17 protein-coding genes are annotated in these 20,349 nt (G+C 61.7%); 10 read left to right on the forward strand and 7 right to left on the reverse strand.

From position 1 onward, the window contains the following. Nucleotides 1–133: 133 nt before the first annotated feature. Both SLW74_RS14220 and SLW74_RS14225 read left to right on the forward strand, forming a co-directional pair. Nucleotides 134–1,738, forward strand: a complete 1,605-nt coding sequence (locus SLW74_RS14220; RefSeq protein WP_410929272.1) for a response regulator — start codon at nt 134–136, stop codon at nt 1,736–1,738. Then, nucleotides 1,735–2,427 carry a sensor histidine kinase gene (locus SLW74_RS14225; RefSeq protein ID WP_065986179.1) on the forward strand — a complete coding sequence of 231 codons (693 nt, stop codon included), beginning with the start codon at nt 1,735–1,737 and terminating at the stop codon, nt 2,425–2,427. Before SLW74_RS14220 ends, SLW74_RS14225 begins: the two co-directional genes overlap by 4 nt. Nucleotides 2,428–2,516: 89 nt before the next feature. On the opposite strand, the gene SLW74_RS14230 is transcribed toward SLW74_RS14225, so the two are convergent. Further along, complete coding sequence (locus SLW74_RS14230; protein ID WP_410929273.1) at nt 2,517–3,239, reverse strand: FadR/GntR family transcriptional regulator; 723 nt, start codon at nt 3,237–3,239, stop codon at nt 2,517–2,519. Nucleotides 3,240–3,357: 118 nt separating this feature from the next. Beyond that, on the reverse strand, nt 3,358–5,100 hold the full coding sequence (locus SLW74_RS14235; protein ID WP_065986177.1) for an IlvD/Edd family dehydratase: 1,743 nt from the start codon (nt 5,098–5,100) through the stop codon (nt 3,358–3,360). 230 nt (nt 5,101–5,330) lie between these two features. Between SLW74_RS14235 and SLW74_RS14240 the strand changes: the two genes are divergently transcribed. From SLW74_RS14240 to SLW74_RS14275, 8 genes are all read left to right on the forward strand, one after another. Beyond that, nucleotides 5,331–6,647: an MFS transporter gene (locus SLW74_RS14240; RefSeq protein ID WP_065986176.1), complete on the forward strand. Its 1,317-nt coding sequence runs from the start codon at nt 5,331–5,333 to the stop codon at nt 6,645–6,647. A 51-nt stretch (nt 6,648–6,698) separates the two neighbouring features. Further along, on the forward strand, nt 6,699–7,691 hold the full coding sequence (gene araD1, locus SLW74_RS14245) for an AraD1 family protein (protein ID WP_192135407.1): 993 nt from the start codon (nt 6,699–6,701) through the stop codon (nt 7,689–7,691). 97 nt (nt 7,692–7,788) lie between these two features. Then, nucleotides 7,789–9,114, forward strand: coding sequence for an MFS transporter (locus SLW74_RS14250; protein WP_410929274.1), 1,326 nt, complete (start codon nt 7,789–7,791; stop codon nt 9,112–9,114). 83 nt (nt 9,115–9,197) lie between these two features. After that, nucleotides 9,198–9,497: a DUF5629 family protein gene (locus SLW74_RS14255; protein WP_410929275.1), complete on the forward strand. Its 300-nt coding sequence runs from the start codon at nt 9,198–9,200 to the stop codon at nt 9,495–9,497. Between the two features lie 293 nt (nt 9,498–9,790). Beyond that, nucleotides 9,791–10,960 carry a lactonase family protein gene (locus tag SLW74_RS14260; protein ID WP_410929276.1) on the forward strand — a complete coding sequence of 390 codons (1,170 nt, stop codon included), beginning with the start codon at nt 9,791–9,793 and terminating at the stop codon, nt 10,958–10,960. 194 nt (nt 10,961–11,154) lie between these two features. Continuing rightward, nucleotides 11,155–11,319, forward strand: coding sequence for a hypothetical protein (locus SLW74_RS14265; protein ID WP_410929277.1), 165 nt, complete (start codon nt 11,155–11,157; stop codon nt 11,317–11,319). Between the two features lie 565 nt (nt 11,320–11,884). Continuing rightward, entirely contained in the window at nt 11,885–12,076 is a 192-nt protein-coding gene (locus SLW74_RS14270) for a hypothetical protein (protein ID WP_410929278.1), read from the forward strand. Next, nucleotides 12,073–12,303, forward strand: coding sequence for a hypothetical protein (locus SLW74_RS14275; protein WP_410929279.1), 231 nt, complete (start codon nt 12,073–12,075; stop codon nt 12,301–12,303). Before SLW74_RS14270 ends, SLW74_RS14275 begins: the two co-directional genes overlap by 4 nt. Nucleotides 12,304–12,338: 35 nt before the next feature. On the opposite strand, the gene SLW74_RS14280 is transcribed toward SLW74_RS14275, so the two are convergent. The 5 genes from SLW74_RS14280 to SLW74_RS14300 form a co-directional block, all read right to left on the reverse strand. Continuing rightward, entirely contained in the window at nt 12,339–12,932 is a 594-nt protein-coding gene (locus SLW74_RS14280) for a glutathione S-transferase (RefSeq protein WP_410929377.1), read from the reverse strand. Nucleotides 12,933–12,964: 32 nt separating this feature from the next. Next, the gene (locus SLW74_RS14285) at nt 12,965–13,474 is read right to left on the reverse strand and encodes a peptidylprolyl isomerase (protein ID WP_296312085.1); all 510 of its coding nucleotides are present in this window, start codon (nt 13,472–13,474) and stop codon (nt 12,965–12,967) included. Nucleotides 13,475–13,578: 104 nt separating this feature from the next. After that, nucleotides 13,579–17,226, reverse strand: a complete 3,648-nt coding sequence (locus SLW74_RS14290; RefSeq protein WP_410929280.1) for an AAA family ATPase — start codon at nt 17,224–17,226, stop codon at nt 13,579–13,581. Further along, entirely contained in the window at nt 17,223–18,464 is a 1,242-nt protein-coding gene (locus SLW74_RS14295; protein WP_065986165.1) for an exonuclease SbcCD subunit D C-terminal domain-containing protein, read from the reverse strand. Before SLW74_RS14295 ends, SLW74_RS14290 begins: the two co-directional genes overlap by 4 nt. 67 nt (nt 18,465–18,531) lie before the next feature. After that, the gene (locus SLW74_RS14300; protein ID WP_410929281.1) at nt 18,532–20,226 is read right to left on the reverse strand and encodes a BatD family protein; all 1,695 of its coding nucleotides are present in this window, start codon (nt 20,224–20,226) and stop codon (nt 18,532–18,534) included. Nucleotides 20,227–20,349 lie beyond the last annotated feature (123 nt).

Genomic DNA, 20,349 nt, shown 5'->3' on the forward strand with positions numbered 1-20,349 from the left:
CTGCCGCCGATAACTCGGACAAGTGGCGTCATGCCGCAACTCTATTGGCCGTCTCTACCCCGACGTCGGGAACGAGACCGCCGCTCTTGCAAGTGCCTCAGGGCCGAATTTTTATCCGGTGACAGGAATCTCGATGCTGGCGTGGAACCAAAAAAACTTTCTGATCGTCGACGATTTTTCCGACTTCCGCAGTTCGGTCCGATCGATGCTGCGCGAGTTGGGGGTCAAGGTGGTGGACACCGCCGACACCGGCGAGGAGGCGTTGAAGATGTGCGCGCACAAGCGCTACGACTTCGTTCTCCACGACTTCAATCTGGGCGACGGCAAGAAGAACGGCCAACAGGTGCTCGAAGACCTGATGACCGATCGGCTGATCAGCCATGAAAGTGTGTTCGTCATGGTCACCGCCGAAAACAGCCAGGCGATGGTGATGAGTGCGCTGGAGTGGGAGCCGGATGCCTACCTGACCAAGCCGTTCAACCGCGCGAGCCTGGCTCAGCGTCTGGAGAAGATCGTCCAGCGCAAGACGTTGCTCAAGCCGATTTTGCAGGCGCTGGACCGTGGCAATCCGACGGAGGTGCTGAACGCCTGCGTCGCACTGACCCAACAGGAACCCCGCTTCGCGCCCCTGTGCCTGCGCTATAAAGCCGACGCCTTGCGTGACCTCAATCAGCACGAGCCGCTGGAAGCCTTTCTCAAGTCGATCCTCGCTGATCGTCCGCAACCCTGGGCCTATGCGGCGTTGGGCAAACTGTTGTTCAAGCGTGGGCGCCATGCTGAAGCGCAGACCGTTTACGAAGAAGCCATTCGCGCCTTCAATGCCATGCCGGTGCTGTATGACGGGCTGGCGGATGTGCTGGTGGCCACCGGCGATAGCAAGCGTGCGCAAAAGATGCTGGAAGAAGCGGTGCGCTTATCGCCCTACGCCGTGCGCCGTCAGCGTCTGCTGGGCAAGCTGGCGCTGGAAAACGAGGATTTCGACGGCGCTTCAAAGGCGTATCGTCAGGCCGTTTCCCAGGGCCAGTTTTCCCGCTTCAAAGACCCGGAAACCAACCTGGGTTTTGCTCAGGCCCTGATCAGCCGTGGCGGCGAACGCGGCCTGGATGCGCGCACCCGCGTGGAGATCAACCAGACCCTGACCGAAGTGGCCAAGGAAAACGGCAACGACGCCGGCCTGCAAGTGCGCGCGCGTCTGATGAAAGCCACCAGTGTCGCGTCCTCCGACCCTGAAATGGCCGCCAAGCTGACCGAGCAGGCGATGGAGCGGCTCGAGGGCATGGAGCAGTTTCTCAGCGCCGATGCGGCACTGGCAGTGGCTTCGCAGCTCAAGGCCCTCGGCCAGGAAGACGCTGGCGCGGGCATTCTGAAAAGCTGTGCCGAAATTTACGGTGACGACCCGCAGGTCATGCAGAACATCGCCAGGCAGACCGACGATCCTGAAATTCTGGGCGCGGGCAAGGCGGCCATCGATTTCAACATTCAGGGCATTCGCTGTTACCGCGCCGGCAAGCTCGGCGAGGCGCAGGACCTGTTCCGCCAGGGCCTGGCCCTGCAACCGAAGAACATCAGTATCGCGCTGAACATGGCGCAGTCGCTGCTGCACATGGGCGTTCATAACCTCGACGCGGCGAGCCTGGCGGAATGTCAGAACAGTCTGAAGATGGTGGGCAAGATGCCGGAAAGCGACGCTCGCTTCGAACGTTTCCAGAAACTGCGGCTCAGGGCTTTCGGCGAATGAAAGATCAGGATCTCGGGCTCGACTTCTCGATGGTGATTGCTTCCACCGTCCATGACATGAAGAACTCGCTGGGGTCGTTGATCCAGGCCCACGGCCAGTGGGTCAAGCAGCTTCCCGAGGCCTGTCGGGGTACGCCGGATCAGGGCGTCATCGACTACGAGTTCGCTCATCTCAACGGCATGCTCGTGCAGTTGCTGGGGCTGTACAAGCTGGGCGTGAACCAGTTGCCGTTGCGCCCGGATTATCACGAGCTGGATGACTTCATCGAAGCGCAGCTGGCTTTCCATCAGGAGGTGCTCGTCAGCCGCGGCATCACGGCCCGCTATGCGGTGGACGATTTCGGTCTGCCGGGGTTCTTTGATCGGGAGCTGGTGGGGTCGGTGGTGTCCAACGTGGTCATCAACGCCATTCGTTTTGCGCGCAGTGAAGTGCTGATCACGGCAGGCCAGGTCGGCGAGCAGCTGGTGATCAGCATCAACGACGACGGCCCGGGGTTTCCTGCGCGCATGATCGAGGAGCACACCGACTACGTGCTGGGCATCAACCAGAACAGCGGCAGCACAGGGCTGGGTTTGTATTTCGCGGCGAACATCGCCAAGCAGCACCAGCGAAAAGGCGTCCCCGGCCACATCGAAATTACCAACGGCGGCGAGCTGGGCGGCGGGTTGTTCAGCATTTATCTGCCCTGAGATTGCGTGCGCTTGGCTGCGGTCGAGAGCAGATCAAAGGCTTCCCGGCTAAAGCCGGTCCTACGAAGTGCACGCGTCGTTTTGTGGCGTTAAAGCTTCACGCCTTGCCCCAACACCACATTAAGCGCGTTGCGTGCATCGTCCAGTTGCACCAGCGTGGCGTGGTGGGCGCCCAGCGCATCGCGGTTTTCAATGGCGGTGAGGATCGCACGATGACGGGGCAGGGCCAGTTCGTGCAGGTTCGGGCGCTTGTTGGAATGCTTCAACGCCTCGCGCAGTGCCAGCGACAGCATGTTGCACAAGTGCGCGAGCAGGTCGTTGTGGGTGGCGTCGGCAATGCGGCTGTGGAAATCGAGGTCCGGTTGCAGCACGTCCTCGACGGTGGGCGCGGCGGCCATGCGGTCGTAGGCTTCGCCGATGGACGCAAGGTCTTCGGGGGTCGCGTGTTGCGCAGCGAGCGCGGCGGCAGCTGGTTCGATGATGCTGCGCACGCTGGTGAGCAGGGCGAAAAATTCATTCTGCGGCGAGCTTTGCATCAGCCAGTGCAGCACGTCCGGATCAAGAATGTGCCACTCCCGGCGCGGCTTGACCACCGTGCCCACCCTCGGCCGGGAATACACCAGCCCTTTGGCGACCAACACCCGCGTGGCTTCGCGCAGCACCGGACGACTGACGGCATATTCTTCACAAAGCAAGGCTTCGGCGGGGAGTTTGTCATCAGGTTTGAAGCGGCCCGAGACAATCTGCATGCCGATGTCCTGGACAATGCGCGAGTGCATGCTTTTACGATTGGAGGGCTTACGGTAATCCATGGGGCGCGGGGCAATCCTGAGCGGTGAATGCGGCGCATCATAGCATTGGCGACAGAGCGCAAGGGTGGACTCTGCCTCCACCTGTAGGGGCGTGGCGCATTCAATCAATGGCTCCTAATCAATGGGAATGCCGTGGCACTTCCGAGCCGCGCATACCCACCAGGAAGTCAAAATCGCAACCCTGATCCGCCTGCATCACATGGTCGATGTACAGCTGACGGTATCCGCCGATCAACAACTGTGGCGGCGCTTGCCAATCGGCCAGGCGCGCGGTCAGTTCCGCTTCCGGAATGTCCAGGTGCAAACGGCCGGTCGCGCAATCCAGTTCGATGAAATCACCTTCCTGCACCACCGCCAGCGGACCTCCGGCAGCGGCCTCGGGCGCGACGTGCAATACCACCGTGCCGTACGCCGTGCCGCTCATGCGCGCATCGGAAATCCGCACCATGTCGGTCACGCCCTGGGCCAGCAGCTTGGCCGGCAGCCCCATATTCCCAACTTCGGCCATGCCTGGATAACCCTTCGGCCCGCAGTTCTTCATCACGAGGATGCTGCTGGCGTCGACGTCCAGATCCGGATCGTTGATGCGTGCCTTGTACATGTCGAAGTTTTCGAACACCACCGCCCGACCCCGGTGCTTCATCAGCGCAGGCGTGGCGGCGGATGGCTTGAGCACCGCGCCCAGTGGCGCAAGGTTGCCGCGCAGCACGCAGATGCCGCCGTCGGCGACCAGCGGATTGTCGATGGCGCGGATGACTTCATCGTCGCCATAGATTGGCGAGTTCTGCACGTTTTCCCACAGCGTCTTGCCGTTGGCGGTCAAGGCGTCGGGATGGGGGATCAGATTATTCTCGCCCAGACGACGCAATACGGCCGGCAAGCCACCGGCGTAGTAGAACTCTTCCATCAGGAAGCGCCCGGAAGGCTGCAGGTCCACCAGCGTTGGCGTGCCGCGACCGATACGGGTCCAGTCGTCCAGCTCCAGGTCCACGCCGATACGACCGGCGATGGCTTTAAGGTGAATGACCGCGTTGGTCGAACCGCCGATGGCCGCGTTGACGCGGATGGCATTTTCAAAAGCTTCGCGGGTCAGGATTTTTGACAGGCGCAGGTCTTCGTTGACCATCTGAACAGCCCGCATGCCGGACATGTGCGCCAGTACGTAACGGCGCGAATCCACCGCAGGAATCGCAGCGTTGTGCGGCAGCGAGGTGCCCAGCGCTTCGGCCATGCAGGCCATTGTCGAAGCAGTGCCCATGGTGTTGCAGGTGCCGGCCGAGCGCGACATGCCCGATTCGGCGGAAAGGAATTCGTCGAGGCTGATTTGCCCGGCTTTGTAGGATTCGTGCATCTGCCAGACGATGGTGCCGGCGCCGATGTCCTTGCCTTTGTGTTTGCCGTTGAGCATCGGCCCGCCGGTGACGACGATGGCCGGGATGTCACAGCTGGCAGCGCCCATCAACAGGGCAGGGGTGGTCTTGTCGCATCCGGTCAGCAGCACAACGCCGTCGATGGGATTGCCGCGGATCGCTTCTTCGACGTCCATGCTCGCCAGGTTGCGGGTCAGCATGGCGGTCGGGCGCAGGTTCGATTCGCCGTTGGAGAAGACCGGGAATTCAACCGGGAAACCACCGGCTTCGATTACGCCGCGTTTGACGTGTTCGGCGATGGTGCGGAAGTGAGCGTTGCAGGGCGTGAGTTCGGACCAGGTGTTGCAGATGCCGATGATCGGCTTGCCCTGGAACTGGTGGTCGGCGATGCCTTGGTTCTTCATCCAGCTGCGGTACATGAAGCCGTTCTTGTCGGCGGTACCGAACCACTGGGCGGAGCGCAGCACGGGTTTCTTATTGGAATCAGACATAAATCAGCACTCTTATTGTAAGGCTTTATTTGTAAGACTAAAGGCTGCAGGTGCTGACTAAAATAGGCCGAAAATGTCACCAGTGGAAGAGTTGTAACCTTAAATAGTAATACTATATAGTCGATCTCAACCGAGGGACGACCCTGCCGGCTTCACCCGCAGCAATGCGCACACGAAGGCAGAGGCGATCCCCGCAGGCTTCCATAACAAAAACAATGAGGACCGCATCCATGAGCCAGGAACTCAGGCTTATTCGTCGCATCACCCTGAAACTCATTCCCTTCCTGATCCTGCTCTACCTGATTGCCTACGTGGATCGCTCAGCCGTCGGTTTCGCCAAGCTGCACATGGGCGCGGACGTCGGCATCGGCGACGCGGCATATGGCATGGGTGCCGGCCTGTTCTTCATCGGCTACTTCCTGCTGGAAATCCCCAGCAACCTGATGCTCGAACGCTTCGGCGCGCGGCGCTGGTTCGCGCGGATCATGGTCACCTGGGGCGTCATCACCATGGGCATGGCCTTTATCCAGGGCCCGACCAGCTTCTATGTCATGCGCTTCTTGCTTGGCGCTGCCGAAGCTGGGTTCTTCCCGGGCGTTCTGTACTACATCACCCAATGGTTCCCGGTCCGCCATCGCGGCAAGATCCTCGGCCTGTTCATCCTTTCCCAACCCATCGCGATGATGATCACCGGCCCGATTTCCGGTGGTTTGCTGGGCCTGGAAGGCGTGGCCGGTCTGCACGGCTGGCAGTGGCTGTTTCTGTGCATCGGCGCGCCGGCGATTCTGCTGACCCTGCCGGTGCTGCGCTGGCTGCCTGACGGCCCGAAAGACGTGAAATGGATGGACCCGGTCGAGAAGCAATGGCTCGCCGGCGAGCTGAAAAAGGACCTGGAAGAATACGGCCAGACCCGCCATGGCAATCCGCTGCACGCGCTGAAAGACAAACGCGTCCTGCTCCTGGCGCTGTTCTATCTCCCTGTGACCCTGAGCATTTATGGCCTCGGCCTGTGGCTGCCGACGCTGATCAAACAGTTTGGCGGCAGTGATCTGACCACGGGCTTCATTTCTGCCGTGCCCTACATTTTCGGCATCGTCGGCCTGTTAATCGTGCCGCGCAGCTCCGACCGGCTCAATGACCGCTATGGCCACTTGGCGGTGCTGTATGTGATCGGCGCCATCGGTTTGTTTCTCAGCGCGTACCTGACGGTTCCGGTGCTGCAACTGGCGGCGCTGTCGCTGGTGGCGTTCTCGCTGTTTTCCTGCACCGCGGTGTTCTGGACCTTGCCCGGTCGATTCTTCGCCGGGGCCAGTGCGGCGGCGGGCATTGCGCTGATCAACTCGGTGGGCAATCTTGGCGGCTACATCGGCCCCTTCGTCATCGGCTGGCTGAAAGAACTGACCGGCAATCTGGCCAGCGGCTTGTACTTCCTCTCAGGCGTCATGATCTGCGGCCTGATCCTGACCGGTGTGGTCTACCGCGTTCTGGAACGCAAGCACGTGTTGCCCGAATCGAAATTTGCCGCCAGCGCGCGCGGCTCTCGTTAACCGCAGGCCGCTCCGTGGAGCGGCCGTGTAGACCCCAAACAGGAGAACCCCATGCATTTAGTACAGTTCGAGCTGGGCAATGGCCAGCGTCGCGTCGGTCTGGTGGACGGTCCGCTGGTGCGCGAAATCCAGGGCGCGACCAGCACCCGTGAGCTGGCCCTGGCGGCCATCGAAAAACACATCTCCCTCGCCGAGCAGGTCGACAGCCTGGGCCTGGGTGACAATCACGATTACTCGCAGCTGCGCGCCGATTTGATGATTCTGCCGCCGCTGGACCATCCGGATCCTGCCCACTTGCTGGTCAGCGGCACGGGCCTGACGCACTTGGGCAGTGCCTCGGCGCGGGACAAAATGCACCAGCAAGGCAATGACGAAGCGGGCATGACCGACACCATGCGTATCTTCAAATGGGGCCTGGAAGGCGGCAAGCCGGCGGCCGGTCAGCCGGGCGTGCAGCCGGAGTGGTTCTACAAGGGCGACGGCAGCATCGTCATTCGTCCGGGCGAGTCGTTCCCGCAGCCTCCCTTTTCCGAAGACGCTGGCGAAGAGCCCGAGCTGAGCGGCCTGTACGTGATTGGTCACGACGGCAAGCCTTACCGTTTGGGTTTCGCCATCGGCAACGAATTCTCCGATCACGTCATGGAGCGCAAGAACTACCTGTACCTCGCCCATTCTAAACTGCGCGCCTGCTCGTTCGGGCCGGAGTTGCGGGTTGGCGATCTGCCGCAGAACCTGGCGGGCACCAGCCGCATCCACCGTGACGGCCAGGTGCTGTGGGAGAAGGAATTTCTCAGCGGCGAGGCCAACATGTGCCACAGCCTGGAAAACCTTGAGTACCACCACTTTAAATACGCCCAGTTCCTGCGGCCGGGCGATGTCCACGTGCATTTCTTCGGCACCGCGACGCTGTCGTTTGCCGACGGCATCAAGACCCGGCCGGGGGACAAGTTCGAAATCAGCCAGCATGAATTTGGCGCGCCGTTGATCAACGGTATTGCACCGGCCGAGGCCGTTTTCCAGCCGGGTGGCATCAAGCAGCTTTAAGTCATCAAGCCCTGCAGAAGCACGCTACTGCAGGGCTTTTCGTATCCGCGTCCTGCACACCCCGACACCCCCATAAAAACAAAACGAGGTGCGACCCATGACCGCCACTGCCATCCCGCTGGAACGGGTCGATGCCGACGCGCTCGAGGACAGCATCTACCGCAAGGTGAGCTGGCGAATCGTGCCGTTGTTCATCGCCTGTTTCCTGTTTGCCTACCTCGACCGCGTCAACATCAGCTTCGCCAAATTGCAGATGGCCAGCGATCTGGGCTTCAGCGAAACCGTTTATGGCTTGGGCGCGAGCCTGTTCTTCGTCGGCTACTTCCTGTTCGAAGTGCCGAGCAACGTGCTGCTGCACAAGATCGGCGCGCGGATCTGGATTGCACGGATCATGGTGTCGTGGGGCATCGCGTCCGCGTGCATGATGTTCGTGCAGACCGAGTTCTGGTTCTACACGCTGCGCTTTCTTATCGGCGTGATGGAGGCGGGCTTTGTCCCCGGCGTGCTGTATTTCTTCACCCAGTGGTACCCGGGCTCACGTCGGGCGCGGGTGAACTCCTACTTCAAAAGCTCCATCTGCCTGTGCGGGATTGTCGGCGGTCCGATTGCCGGGCTGATCCTCGGTCACTTCGATGGCGTTATGGGCCTGGCCGGCTGGCGCTGGCTGTTCCTGATCGAAGGCATCCCGTCCATCTTGCTCGGCGGCGTGGTGTTCTGGCTGGTCAAGGACCGTATCGAAGACGCCACCTGGCTCAGTGATCAGGAGAAACAGGTGGTGCTGGCGCGGATGGCGAAAGAGGCCAAACCCGTCGTCAAACAGACCGTGAAAGACATCTGGAAGCACCCGACCACCTACGTGATGTCAGGCATTTACCTGTGCCTGGTCATGGCGCTGACCGGGCTGTTGTTCTGGATGCCGCAGCTGATCAAAACTGCCGGTGTGATCGATACGCTGAACATCGGCCTGCTGACGGTGATTCCGTATGTGGGCGCGGTGATCGGCAATCTGCTGATCGGCGCCAGCTCCGACCGCCACGGCGAGCGCCGCTGGCACATGGCGGGCTGCGCAACGCTGACGGCTGCGGGCTATCTGGTGTGTGCGTTGTTTCCCGGGCAACTGCTGCCGCTGATGATCGGCATGACCATGATCATGACCGGCATCATCGCCTGGATGCCGATCTTCTGGACCATTCCGCCGCGCTTTCTCACCGGTATCGCTGCGGCGGCGGGCATCGCGCTGATCAACTCCCTCGGGCAACTGGGCGGGATCATCGCGCCGTTCATGGTTGGCCGCATCAAGGACCTCACCGGCACGGCGACGCCTGCGCTGTTTGCGTTGTTCGCCGTCAGCGTGCTGGCCATCGCGCTGATCGTCTGGGGCATCCCGGCGCGTTACTACGCCAGGGAAGCGGTTCAGGACTGACTTCGCTCTCTAACGACGCCAAAGCCACTGCTTCGGCGTCTTTTCACCTATCATTCGCGCTTTCACTGATGCGAACGACTGCCATGACCTCGACACCTCAATCCCTGCGCACTGAACTCCAGAACGCGCTGACCGCCCACAGCATGCTGGAAATCGACGGCCTGCACGCCTTCGAATTTACCCTCGACGACATGCTCCAGATCGAAAGCATGGACGGCCGCGAGCGCAAGGTCTGGCGCTTCTCGCTGGCGCAGATCGACGCCGCCGAATTTGATGCCGAATTGCAAAGCTGGATCGTTAACGACGGCAACGCCGACCATCGCATCGTGGTGCTGCAAGGGATCGCGGCGAGTGACGAGGATGAAGAGGGCGAGCAGGAGTAATCGCGCACTGTTGCACTGCAGAGGATTTGTAGGTGGAGTGAATATCGAGGGGACTGATTTATTTACAACGCTTCACTGTATCGAGGGGACTGATTTATTTACAACGCTTCACCGTAAATCAATCTGTCCCCGGGCATGCGGCGGTCAACCGTAAATCAATCCAACCCCGGCAAGCCTCATGCCCTCGCAGTTTCACAGCGCCCAGTCGGCAACTACTTTCCGCAATCCGCTGTCATAGCCGGAGACCCCCGCGCGCACGCCGCGCCAACAACTCCAAAAAGAGAACACCCCAAATGACTCCCAGACTTCTGCCGTGGTTAGCGCTCGCCAGCAGCCTTTCCGCGCTCTCTGCTCAGGCCAAACCCATGACTGATTACGACGTACTGGTGGGTTCCTACACCGCCGGCGCCAGCGAAGGCATCTACCGACTCGGTTTCAATACCCAAACCGGTCAGCTCGACGCCAAACCGCGTCAGGTGATCAACACTGAAAACCCGTCCTGGCTGACCCTCTCCAAGGACCAGCGCCACCTTTTCGCGGTCAACGAAAACGGGCCGGGCCAGACTGACGTCGTCGGCAAAGTCAGCAGCTACGCCATCGACCCCAAGACCCACGCGGTGTCGTTCCTCAATCAGGTCGAAACCAAAAGTGAGGAGCCGACCCATTCCAGCCTGAGCCTGGACGGCCGTTTCCTCTTCGTCGCCAACTACGCCGTGAACCCCGATCCGGGTGGCCTGCTGGCGGTAGTGCCGGTCGGCAAGGACGGCAAACTCGCGCCGGTGGTGCAGACCGCGGCCCACGAAGCGAGCAAGGTCAATCCGGAGCGTCAGGCTTCGTCCCACGTTCACGCGGCGGTCCCTACGCCCGACGGCAAGCATTTGATCGCCATGGACCTGGGCGCTGACAAGATGTTCGTCTTCAACTACGACGCCACCAAGCCTCAGCCCCTGCAACCGGCGAAAGTGCCTGAAGTGGATCTGCCAGCGGGCAGCGGTCCGCGCCATCTGACATTCAGCAAAGACGGCAAGCACGCTTGGCTGACGATGGAAATGACGGCGCAAGTGGCGGTGTTTGACTACCACGACGGCGTGTTCAAGCAGACCCAACTGGTGGACCTCGCCAACAAGGAAGGTCAGCAAAACCGCGCTGCCGGTGGCCTGCACACCTCGCCGGACGGCAAATTCCTCTACGTTGCCAACCGTGGCGAAGTGAACGAGCTGCTGGTGTTCAGCATTGACGCTGCCAACGGCCAGCTCAAGGAAATCCAGCGCCGCGCCGTGGAAGGCAAGGAACCGCGGGAATTCGCCTTCGACCCGAGCGGCCACTTTGTGCTGATCGCCAACCAGAAGAGCAACCAGATCGTGACCGTTCGCTTTGACCCGAAAACCGGCCTGCTGGGCGACACCGTGCAGAAAGTCGACTTCGATTCGCCGTCCGACTTTCATTTCCTCACGGCCAAGTAATCCCCGAGCAAGCAGCTCAGCGACACTTTGACGCAGGCTCAGCCCTTGGTTCTCAAGGGCTCCGGGCCTGTATCAATTCAGGTGATATGGGCTAGTGCCAGAAAAGATTTTTTCCAGAACATCCTCGGGCGTAACTTTCATTCCACGGCCACGACGGTCAAGACTTGAAACGACACCACAGCGAGGTACCCACCATGAACTTCAATCTCTTCTCCATCTCCGCCACTGTTGCATTGCCCGCCAGTGCCAGTGTTGAAGCGACCGACAAGAAAGTCAGTTCGACCCAGAGTTACACCCCGAAGTACCTGCAACAAAGCGCCAACTTCTACGCCGCTCTGGATCACAAGATTCAACAATGAACAGCACTTCGAAGTGAATCCATTCCCCGTTAACGAACGTATCGTTGCCGGGGAATGGATTTGTAAGAACCTGATTTGATCTGCAACTTTCTGAAAGCCGGAAAACGCTTTCGCGAGCAACTTCGTCTTCTACAGGTTGATGCGACCCACTGACCACCGCGTGTCAGGCCATGCATCAAGTGTCGGCGAGCTTGTTCGCGAAAGCGTTGATTTCCTCCCCTTTGGTCCCCGTCTGCTGGATAAGCGATGGGGATTTTTTTGTGGGCTGGATTCAAGGGGCGACGCCCGGTTTCCAACAGCAGGCACCGATCATGTGGGAGCGAGCTTGCTCGCGAAGACTGCATTTCAGCCTCTGGAGATTTGGTGGATGTCCCAGCCTATTCGCGAGCAAGCTCGCTCCCACTTGGATTGATGTCAATAGGACCAATGCGTTGGTCTATCAAGCTGATTAACTTCTTGAATAATCAAGCCCGTCGATGTTTTGAATCGTCCGCCATCGTTTTTTAATAAGAGCACCTTCAAGCATTCTGGGCGCCTGAAACAGACACGTCCCGGAGCTGCAAACATGGCCACTGCCATTCTCACTTCAATCAAACACGGCGCTTATACCGCCATCGCGTTGTATGTTGTTTTCATCGCAGTGGTCACCGTCATCAGCACGAACCCACCACTCAATGCCCCGTCGCAGATGTCGACGCAAACAGCGTCCGTTGAACTTAATCGCGCGGCGGTTCATTCCCAAGGGCGTGCGTCGTGAAAGGCGCGAACTTCTGGGTGATTGTGTTTTTTGCGGTCATCAACAACGGCTGCTCATTGCTCGGCCATGGCGAAGGTTCGGTGGGCGGTGTGGCACGCAGCATGGCGTTCAAGACCGAGGTCGCTGAAGCGGTCGAGATGCAGCGCTCGCAGAAGCTCAACGCCGGCAACCCGCCGCCACGGCACAGCGAAATGATTTCGCCGATCTTTCAGATGGAAGTGGTGTAGCGAAAGGGTTTGGCTATTAACCAACGCCGTTGCAATCAGCGTTTGGCCATCGCGGTGATGAACAGGTCCGATGCGAGAAATCGCTGTAACCAGCGTTGCAGGTGGGGGTAGGGGCTTTGCCAGAACCAGTCCGCATCCACCGCGCAGAACTGCCGTATGAACGGCGCAATGGCGATGTCGGCGAGGGTCAGTCGATCGGTGATCAGAAAGTCCCGTGACGCCAGTAATTCGTTCAGCCTGCGCAGAAAATCCTCACCCCGCTGGCGGTATTCTTCCTGGGTGAATGCGGGGTAACGCACGGCGTATTTGTAGTGATCCAGATCCTGCTTGAACCTGCCGTCGTTTTCCGCGATCAGCTCGGCGATCTGCCGCTGCCCGTCGTCGGCCAGGGACCAATCATCCGGGTCATGCTGCGCCAGGGCCCAATGCATGATGTCCAGACTTTGCTCCAGCACCCGGTCTTGCAGCACCAGAACCGGCACCGTGCCTTTGGGTGAGCGTTCGAGCATCTCGGCCGGTTTGGCCTTGAGGCTGACTTCCACGGTATGCACCGGTACGCCGCAATACCCCAGCGCCATGCGGGCGCGCATGGCGTAGGGGCAGCGGCGGAACGAGTAGAGCGTCGGCACCGTCGATTCAGCGTGAGGCGCCGACGTCATGCTCAGGCCTCGGTCAGTTCGCCGCAGTCGGCGATGATGACTTTCTTGCTGGTGCGGCCGGATTGCGAACCCAGCGCTTCGATGGCCTTGACCACGTCCATGCCTTCAACGACTTTGCCGAACACGACGTGTTTGCCGTCCAGCCATTCGGTGACGATGGTGGTGATGAAGAACTGGCTGCCGTTGGTGTTCGGGCCAGCGTTGGCCATCGACAGGTCACCCGGGGCGGTGTGCTTGAGGGTGAAGTTTTCGTCTTCGAACTTGTTGCCGTAGATCGACTTGCCGCCAGTGCCGTTGTGGTTGGTGAAATCACCGCCCTGCAGCATGAAGTTCTGGATCACGCGGTGGAACGACGAACCCTTGTAGCTCAGGCCATCGCCTTTTTCGCCGGTGCACAGGGCGCGGAAGTTTTCAGCGGTTTTCGGAACGACGTCGTTGTGCAGTTCCATGACAATGCGGCCCATTGGCTCGTCGTTGGCAGTGATGTCGAAAAATACTTTGGAGTTTGCCACGTGGTTCTACCTTCTTTCGAGTTTGGCGCGACTGCTGCCGCGCAAGGGATACAGGGTTGCACAGAAACGCCATCAGGCGTGTCCGTGCGTCGTGAAAAAACGGTTTAGCCGCTGCTGACCTCGACGGTGCTCAGGCCATTGCCCTGACGCCGGACCTGAATCTGCACGGGGATTCGCTCGTGCATTTCCTGTACGTGGGAGATCACCCCGACCTTGCGGCCCTGGGCCTGCAGCCCGTCGAGGGCGTCCATGGCCAGTTGCAGGGATTCGGGGTCGAGGCTGCCGAAGCCTTCGTCGATGAACAGCGATTCAATCTTCAGCGTGCTGGACGCCATGGACGCCAGGCCCAGCGCCAGGGCCAGGGAGACCAGGAACGTTTCACCGCCCGAGAGCGAGTGAACCGAGCGCAGCTCGTCGCCCATTTCGGTGTCCATGACCAGCAGGCCGAGCATGCTGCCGCCGCGTTTCAGGCGATAGCGACGCACCAGTTGCTTGAGCTGCGCGTTGGCGTGGTGCACCAGCAGATCAAGGTTGTAGGCCTGGGCGATCTTGCGGAACGTGTCGCCGGTGGCCGAGCCGATCAGCGCGTTGAGGCGGCCCCAGCGCTGGTATTCGGACTGGGCGTGAGCGATGCGCTCTTGCAGCTCGCTGCTGGCGTCGCGACGGCGGTTGTCTTCACTGACCTGGGCACGCAAGTCGGCGCACTGCTGATCCTGAACCACCGATTGCGCCTGCGCTTCGGTCAACGCCGCGAGTAACTGCTCGGCGTCGCCACTGTCACTGTGCTGGGCCTGATGCTGCTGCAACTGCGCCGCGCGCTCTGCCACCAGAACCCTGGCTTGCTCCAGGGCTTTTTCGCTGGACTGCAATTGCTGACGCAACCCGCTGACGCTGTCGTCGCTTAGCCCCAGCAAGGCTTCAAGGGCGGCATCGTCAAGCTCGCTGTGGCTGCTGCGCCACTCGGCGATCTGCCGTTCGAGCTCTGCCACGTCCTGTTCGAGGGCTTGCAAGCGCTGTTGTTCGCCCTCCAGCTCCGCAGTCACCTTGATCAGTTCGCTGCGCGCCGCTTGAAGTTCGTGGGCGATGGCGGCCTGAGCCTCACGGGCCTGCTCGACCCCCTGTTCAAGGGCGTGCTGCCAGCGCTCGGGCGATGCATGGTCGCCGAGGGTCTGCGCCAATTGTTGTTGCACCGTCTGTTGCTGCTGCTGACGGGCAGCGAGTTGCGCCTGCAATTTCTGATGTTCTGTCTCGCGACTCTGCTGCGCAACCTGCTCGCGCTCCAGTTTTTGCGCCCGCTCGCTGTGCTCTTGCTGCTCGGCCTTCTGCTGATCGAGCTGCTCGACGCGCGCGGCAATGTCGTTGTCCAGCTGCATGAAGCTCTGGGTCGCCGACTCGCGCCACTGGCTCAGGCTTTCGGCGGGGAGCAGGGGCTCGAACTCCTGCAGCGCCGCTTCGAACTCCTGGTTGTCCAGAGCGATGTGGCGTTGCTGATCGTCCAGCAGCTTCATCGCCTGCTGACTGGCCTCGCGGGCATCGAGCACCTGCTGCTGCAGGGATTCGGCATCCCGTTGCACTTTCAGCAGACGGCTCTGGCGCTGCTCGGCGCTGAAGATGTCCTGGGCCAGTTGATGCAGGCGTTCGCTCAGCCAGTCCCCGCGCAGGTGCTCGGGTTGCTCCATCAGGCGCGGATGCAGCGGGTGAGCTTCCAGTTCAGGCGCGAGGGTTTGCAACTGTTCGGCCAGTTGGTCTTGCTGCGGCTTGGACTGCTTAAGCTGATTGTTCAGCTCAGCAACTTCGGCGCGCAGCTCGGCGAGCTTTTCGCTGAGCTGCCCGACGGTCTGCCGGGCGCGCGCTTCCTCGCCGTCGTCGTGGCCCGACAGCGCTTCAAGCAGTGCCTCGGACTGGTGATACGGATGGTCTTCGCTGCCGCACACCGGGCACGGTTGCTGATCGACCAATTGCTCGCGCAGTTGCTCGACACTGGCGCTGCGGGTCAGGCGCTGGCGTTGCAGCAGTTCAACGGTGACCTTCAGCGCCTGCTCGGCGGCTTCATGTTCGGCCTTGAGTTTCAGGCCCTGGGCGATGCCTTGGGCACGACGTTCGGTGGCCTGCTGCTGGCGGGTTTGCACGTCGAGCAGGCGGCCGGCGACGTCCTGATGGCGCTGCCACAGACGTTCAAGTGAGTCGCTGGCGCTGTGCTGCTGGCGGTTGTCTTGCAGCAGTTGCCCCAGCCGCTCGATGTCGTGGCTGACCGCATCGGCCTTGACCTCGGCGTCGTCGTAAAGCGCCTGCAGGGCGCTGCGGCGTTCGCTCAGGGTCTGCTCGGCGAGGGTGGCGTTTTTTTCCAGCTGCGGCAGCTCGCCACGGCCCTGGATCAGACGCGCGCTGAGTTGCACGGTTTGCTGCAGACGCGGCCTGTAGGCGCTCCACGACTGACTCAAGGTGGTCAGCGACGCGCTCTGCTCCAGTTGCTCGGCGATCGATTGCAAACGCACTTCGACCTGGCGTTGCTGCTCGCCCAGGTGCTCGAGCGTCGACTGGCCCTCAATGCTGGCTTGCTGCGCGGCGCGCGCCTGCTCGCCGAGCGGTTGCAGCTCCTGATTCAGATGATTGAGCTGGGCCTGCTGTTCAAGCGCTTCACTCAGGGCCGGCCGCGCGTTGAGCAGTTGTTCCTGCGCCTGCTGCAACGCGCCGTCGGCGCTGATGCGTGTGCTGTCCAGCTCGGCGATGCGCCCATTGAGCCCGGTTTGCTTGAGCTGATGGGTCTGAATCGCGGCGGTGAGCGGCGCGAGCTGAGCCTGCAGCCGGGCGCGCTGACCGAACAGATGCCGCTGCGGCGCCAGACGCTCCAACAACGCGAGCTGCTGACGATCGGCGCTGTGTGCGTCCCACGTCTGCTGGGCGCTGGCGAGCTGTTCGTTGGCGGCCTGGTGGCTGTCGCGCAGGCGATTCAATTCCTTGAACCATTGCTGCTTGAGCTCCAACTGGCGCAGTTGCGCCTGTTCCAGCTTCAGTTGCTGTTGAGCGTCGTTGAAGCGCTGCTCAAGCTCGGCGCGCTGCGCAGGCTCCATCGGCGTCAGCGTGCCGGCCTGGGCCTGAAGGGTTTTCAGCGCTTCTTCGGCTTCCTTGCTTTTGCTGTAGGCGCGACGGCCCAGCTGGCTGTAGATCGCCGTGTCGGTGAGCTTTTCCAGCAGTTCGCTGCGGTCTTTGTCGTCGGCCTTGAGGAAGGCACTGAATTCGCTTTGCGCCAGCATCACCGCCCGGGTGAACTGCTCGAAGTTCAGCCCCAGGCGCGCTTCCAGCAGGGTCTTGTACTCGGTCTTGTTCTGCGTGCTGAGAATCTGCCCGCTGTCCAGGTCGATCAGCGTCTGGCGGCTGGCCTGGAGTTTTTTCGTGGCGTTGTCACGGGCGCGGTTGGCTTCCCAGCGCGCGCGATAACGGCGCTTGTCGATGCCGACGAAATCCACCTCGGCGTAACCGCTGCCGGTGCCGCGACGCAGCAGGTTGCGCGGGTCGTTGGTGCTGATGTCGCCGTCGATCTCCGGCACGCGGGACTGGCCGATGTTGTTGAGCCGGGGAATCGCGCCGAATAGCGCCAGGCAGAGGGCGTCCAGCAGCGTGCTTTTGCCCGCGCCAGTGGGGCCGGTGATGGCAAACAAGCCGGCGCTGGCGAGGGGCTCGGCAGTGAAATCCAGCTCGAACGGGCCGGCCAGCGAGGCGAGGTTTTTCAGGCGAATGGCGAGGATTTTCATGGCTGCTCGCTCTCCAGCTGCACGTCCTGAAGCAGGGTCGCGAAGTCCTGCAGCGTCTGCTCATCCACTTCGCTGCCGTAGCTGTCCTGCCATGCACGGCTGAACAGTTCCTGCGGGCTCAACTGGTCCAGTTCGATCAGGTCTTGATTGGCGTCTTCATCACGACTGCCCTTGCCGGCGTATTCGGCGGCGATGCGCACCAGTCGCACGGCCTTGCCCTCCAGCGCGGCTTCGATCTGGTTGCGCAGGTCCGGCTGAGGTTCGTCCAGACGCACACGGACTTCGAGCCACGGCTGACGGTCGACGTCAGCCAGCAAATCGATGTCCGGAAGATCCCGCAGTTGCAGCAACAGCTCGGCCAGTGGCGCCGGGCCGACCCGTTGCAGGTTGACGGCACGGGGGATCAGCAGGGGTTTGACGCTGACCAGCTTGTCGCCGTCGCACTCGATTTCGAGGATCTGATGCTGGTAGCCGATTTCCGAAAACGACAGCGGTATGGGAGAGCCGCAGTAGCGGATGCGGTCCTCGCCGTTGATTCGCTGGGGTTTGTGCAGATGCCCGAGCGCCACGTAGGTGATGCTTTCGCCGAAGAGGCTGGCGGGGAGGGCTTCGGCGTTGCCGATGATCAGGCTGCGTTCGGAGTCTTCCGACACCGAGCCGCCGGCCATGTGCGCGTGGCTGATGGCGATCAGGGCCTGGCCTTTCTTGCGCCGCTGATTCGCCGCGGCGATAAGCATGTCGTGGACCTGCCCGATGCCGCGCAGGTAGTTGTCGCCCAACGCCGCGCCGGTGACTTCGGCCGGCCGCAGAAAAGGCAACGCTAGGCACCAGCCGAGGACTTTGCCCTTGGCGTTGCTCAGTGGAAGCAGCAGTCGGTCAACGTCCAGCACGCCATCGTCAAGCCACAGCACCCGGCCCAGCGCGTGGGTGCGCAGGCGTCGCATCAGCGGCGCGGGCAACTCGATGCGCGAGCCGGAGTCGTGGTTGCCGGCGATCATCACGATGGTCAGGTGCGGGTTCTGTTCGTGGGCGCTGACGATGAAGTCGTACAGCCGCTCCTGGGATTTGACCGGCGGATTGACCGTGTCAAAGATGTCGCCGGCGATCAGCAGGACATCCGGTTTGCGCTCGGCGAGACGGGCCAGCAGCCAGGTCAGGAAGCCGGCGTGTTCGAAATCTCGCTCCTGACCATGGAGGTTCTGGCCGAGGTGCCAGTCGGAGGTGTGGAACAGACGCATGGGGGTACCTTGGTTTAACAATCAGCGCATTTTGTCTGTGACCGGAGAATGCGCTGATCGATGGAAATCATTTCGGATAAAGCGGCGGTAAGCTGTCGCCCCCGCTCGGGTCCTGGGGGTTTTCGATGGCGGGCAGCGCTTTGACGGCGCGCCAGAGGTCTTCGCCCAGCCACAGTTTTTCGGTCTCGCTGTACAACGCGCCGTTCAGGCCGTCCAGCGCATGGGACAGCGGCACGAAGCGCGCAGCCATATCGGCCAGGGTTTCCGGCTGCTGTCGGGCCCAGGCGTCCAGCGCCTGGCGGGTGGCGTGGGGATCGTTGGCCAGGGAGGCGCGTTTCAGGTCGTCGAGCACTGTACGCGGACTCGGCCCCGTTTGCGCGACCCGGGCCAGCGCCGGTTGCCAACGACCGCGCCACCACAGGCCGAAGCCCAGCAACGTGGTGAAGCTCAACAGCACTGTGCTCAACTGCCACGGCCACACCGGCGGGCCGATCACCGTCACATTGCTGTTGTCGCTCACGGGCGTGTCCACCGCAAACGCCGGGTTAAGGGTGACCTGCAAGGTGCGGGCGGGCAGGGCGCTGTGTTCAAGGTGATCTTCCTGGGTGTTCCACCAGACCAGATCGATAGCAGGAATCTCGATGGCGCCGGGACGGTTGGGGACGAGCGCTTCCCGCTCCTCGCGCACGCCGGTCAAACCGCGCTCACCGGGCTTGTTGCTCAGTTGCGGCTGATCGGGGTAACGCCGCAATGCGCTGACGTCGGTGGCAGGCAGCGGCGGCAACTGCGCGCTGGACAAGCCTTCGGCTTTCAGTTGCAAGGTGCGCGTGAGGGAATCGCCGACCTGGCTGTGGGCCGGCTCCGGGCTCCAGTTCTCACTGAGGCTGACACTGCGCGCCGGCAGCCATGGCGTGTCGGCGGGGTAGTGCGCCGGTTGCGGCTTGACGTCGAGGGTCAGGGGCAGCGACGTTACGTGCATCAATCGGCCCGGCTTCGGCCCGCTGGCGATTGCGCCCGGTGCCATGGCGGCGGCCGCACTGGCGTCGGTGGTGTCCTGAACCAGCGTGGCGCTGAACGCCTGGGCCGGGATGGTCAGCTTACCGCTGTGCTGGGGGTACAGCGCGTAGCGCATTTCGATCACGCCGTGGCGAATGCCGTTGATCTGCTTCTCGTATGTGCGGGTGTCGCCGAGCTTTTCGATGCGCGCGTCCGGCACTTGCAGCGGCGTCAGGCTGCTGTCGTCGAACAGCGACACCGAGTGGTAGATGCGCACGGTCAGCAAGACCTGCGCCTGAACATACACGCTGTCCTGATCGAGGCTCGCCTCCATGAACACCGGGGCGAGCTTCTGCTCCTGACCCTGGGCGACGGGGCCGACATCGACCACCTGCAGCACGATGGGCTTGCTGATCATTTCGCCCAGCTTCAGCGACGGAATCTCAATCGAGCCGCTGTGGCGCGGCATCAGCGTGATCAGCCAGCGAGTCGTCGCGTGAACGTTGCCTTCCAGTGTGGTCAGGCTGTTGAGCTGGCGGGTGTCGCGCACTTCGAAGTCGGTGTCCAGCGCGGTCATGTCCGGCCTGCCGAAGACGGTCGCGTCGTCGGTTTCAAGGGTCAGTTCAACAGTTTCGCCGGTGTTGACGCGCGTGCGGTCGACGCTGGATTGCAGCGTGGAGCCCGCACTCTCGGCCTGTGCCAGCTGCGCCACTAGAGCGAACAGGCACCACATTCCTGCAATCAGCAACCTGTGCAGACGACTCATCGGGTCTTTTCCTGATGCTGCTGTTGTTCGTACCAGAATTTGCGCCGCAACAGCTCACCGGGTTCGTCGGGGATCTGCCGCAGCCATTGTTCGAGCGCCTGTTTCTGCTCGCCATCGATTTGC

The sequence above is a fragment of the Pseudomonas sp. W5-36 genome, assembly GCF_046540455.1.
GTDB lineage: Bacteria > Pseudomonadota > Gammaproteobacteria > Pseudomonadales > Pseudomonadaceae > Aquipseudomonas > Aquipseudomonas graminis_B.

Excerpts from the sequence above, each read along its gene's own strand:
- SLW74_RS14220 (WP_410929272.1), top strand. The coding sequence starts at position 134 with ATGCTGGCGTGGAACCAAAAAAACTTTCTGATCGTCGACGATTTTTCC.
- SLW74_RS14225 (WP_065986179.1), top strand. The coding sequence starts at position 1,735 with ATGAAAGATCAGGATCTCGGGCTCGACTTCTCGATGGTGATTGCTTCC.
- SLW74_RS14230 (WP_410929273.1), bottom strand. The coding sequence starts at position 3,239 with ATGGATTACCGTAAGCCCTCCAATCGTAAAAGCATGCACTCGCGCATT.
- SLW74_RS14235 (WP_065986177.1), bottom strand. The coding sequence starts at position 5,100 with ATGTCTGATTCCAATAAGAAACCCGTGCTGCGCTCCGCCCAGTGGTTC.
- SLW74_RS14240 (WP_065986176.1), top strand. The coding sequence starts at position 5,331 with ATGAGCCAGGAACTCAGGCTTATTCGTCGCATCACCCTGAAACTCATT.
- araD1 (WP_192135407.1), top strand. The coding sequence starts at position 6,699 with ATGCATTTAGTACAGTTCGAGCTGGGCAATGGCCAGCGTCGCGTCGGT.
- SLW74_RS14250 (WP_410929274.1), top strand. The coding sequence starts at position 7,789 with ATGACCGCCACTGCCATCCCGCTGGAACGGGTCGATGCCGACGCGCTC.
- SLW74_RS14255 (WP_410929275.1), top strand. The coding sequence starts at position 9,198 with ATGACCTCGACACCTCAATCCCTGCGCACTGAACTCCAGAACGCGCTG.
- SLW74_RS14260 (WP_410929276.1), top strand. The coding sequence starts at position 9,791 with ATGACTCCCAGACTTCTGCCGTGGTTAGCGCTCGCCAGCAGCCTTTCC.
- SLW74_RS14265 (WP_410929277.1), top strand. The coding sequence starts at position 11,155 with ATGAACTTCAATCTCTTCTCCATCTCCGCCACTGTTGCATTGCCCGCC.
- SLW74_RS14270 (WP_410929278.1), top strand. The coding sequence starts at position 11,885 with ATGGCCACTGCCATTCTCACTTCAATCAAACACGGCGCTTATACCGCC.
- SLW74_RS14290 (WP_410929280.1), bottom strand. The coding sequence starts at position 17,226 with ATGAAAATCCTCGCCATTCGCCTGAAAAACCTCGCCTCGCTGGCCGGC.
- SLW74_RS14295 (WP_065986165.1), bottom strand. The coding sequence starts at position 18,464 with ATGCGTCTGTTCCACACCTCCGACTGGCACCTCGGCCAGAACCTCCAT.
- SLW74_RS14300 (WP_410929281.1), bottom strand. The coding sequence starts at position 20,226 with ATGAGTCGTCTGCACAGGTTGCTGATTGCAGGAATGTGGTGCCTGTTC.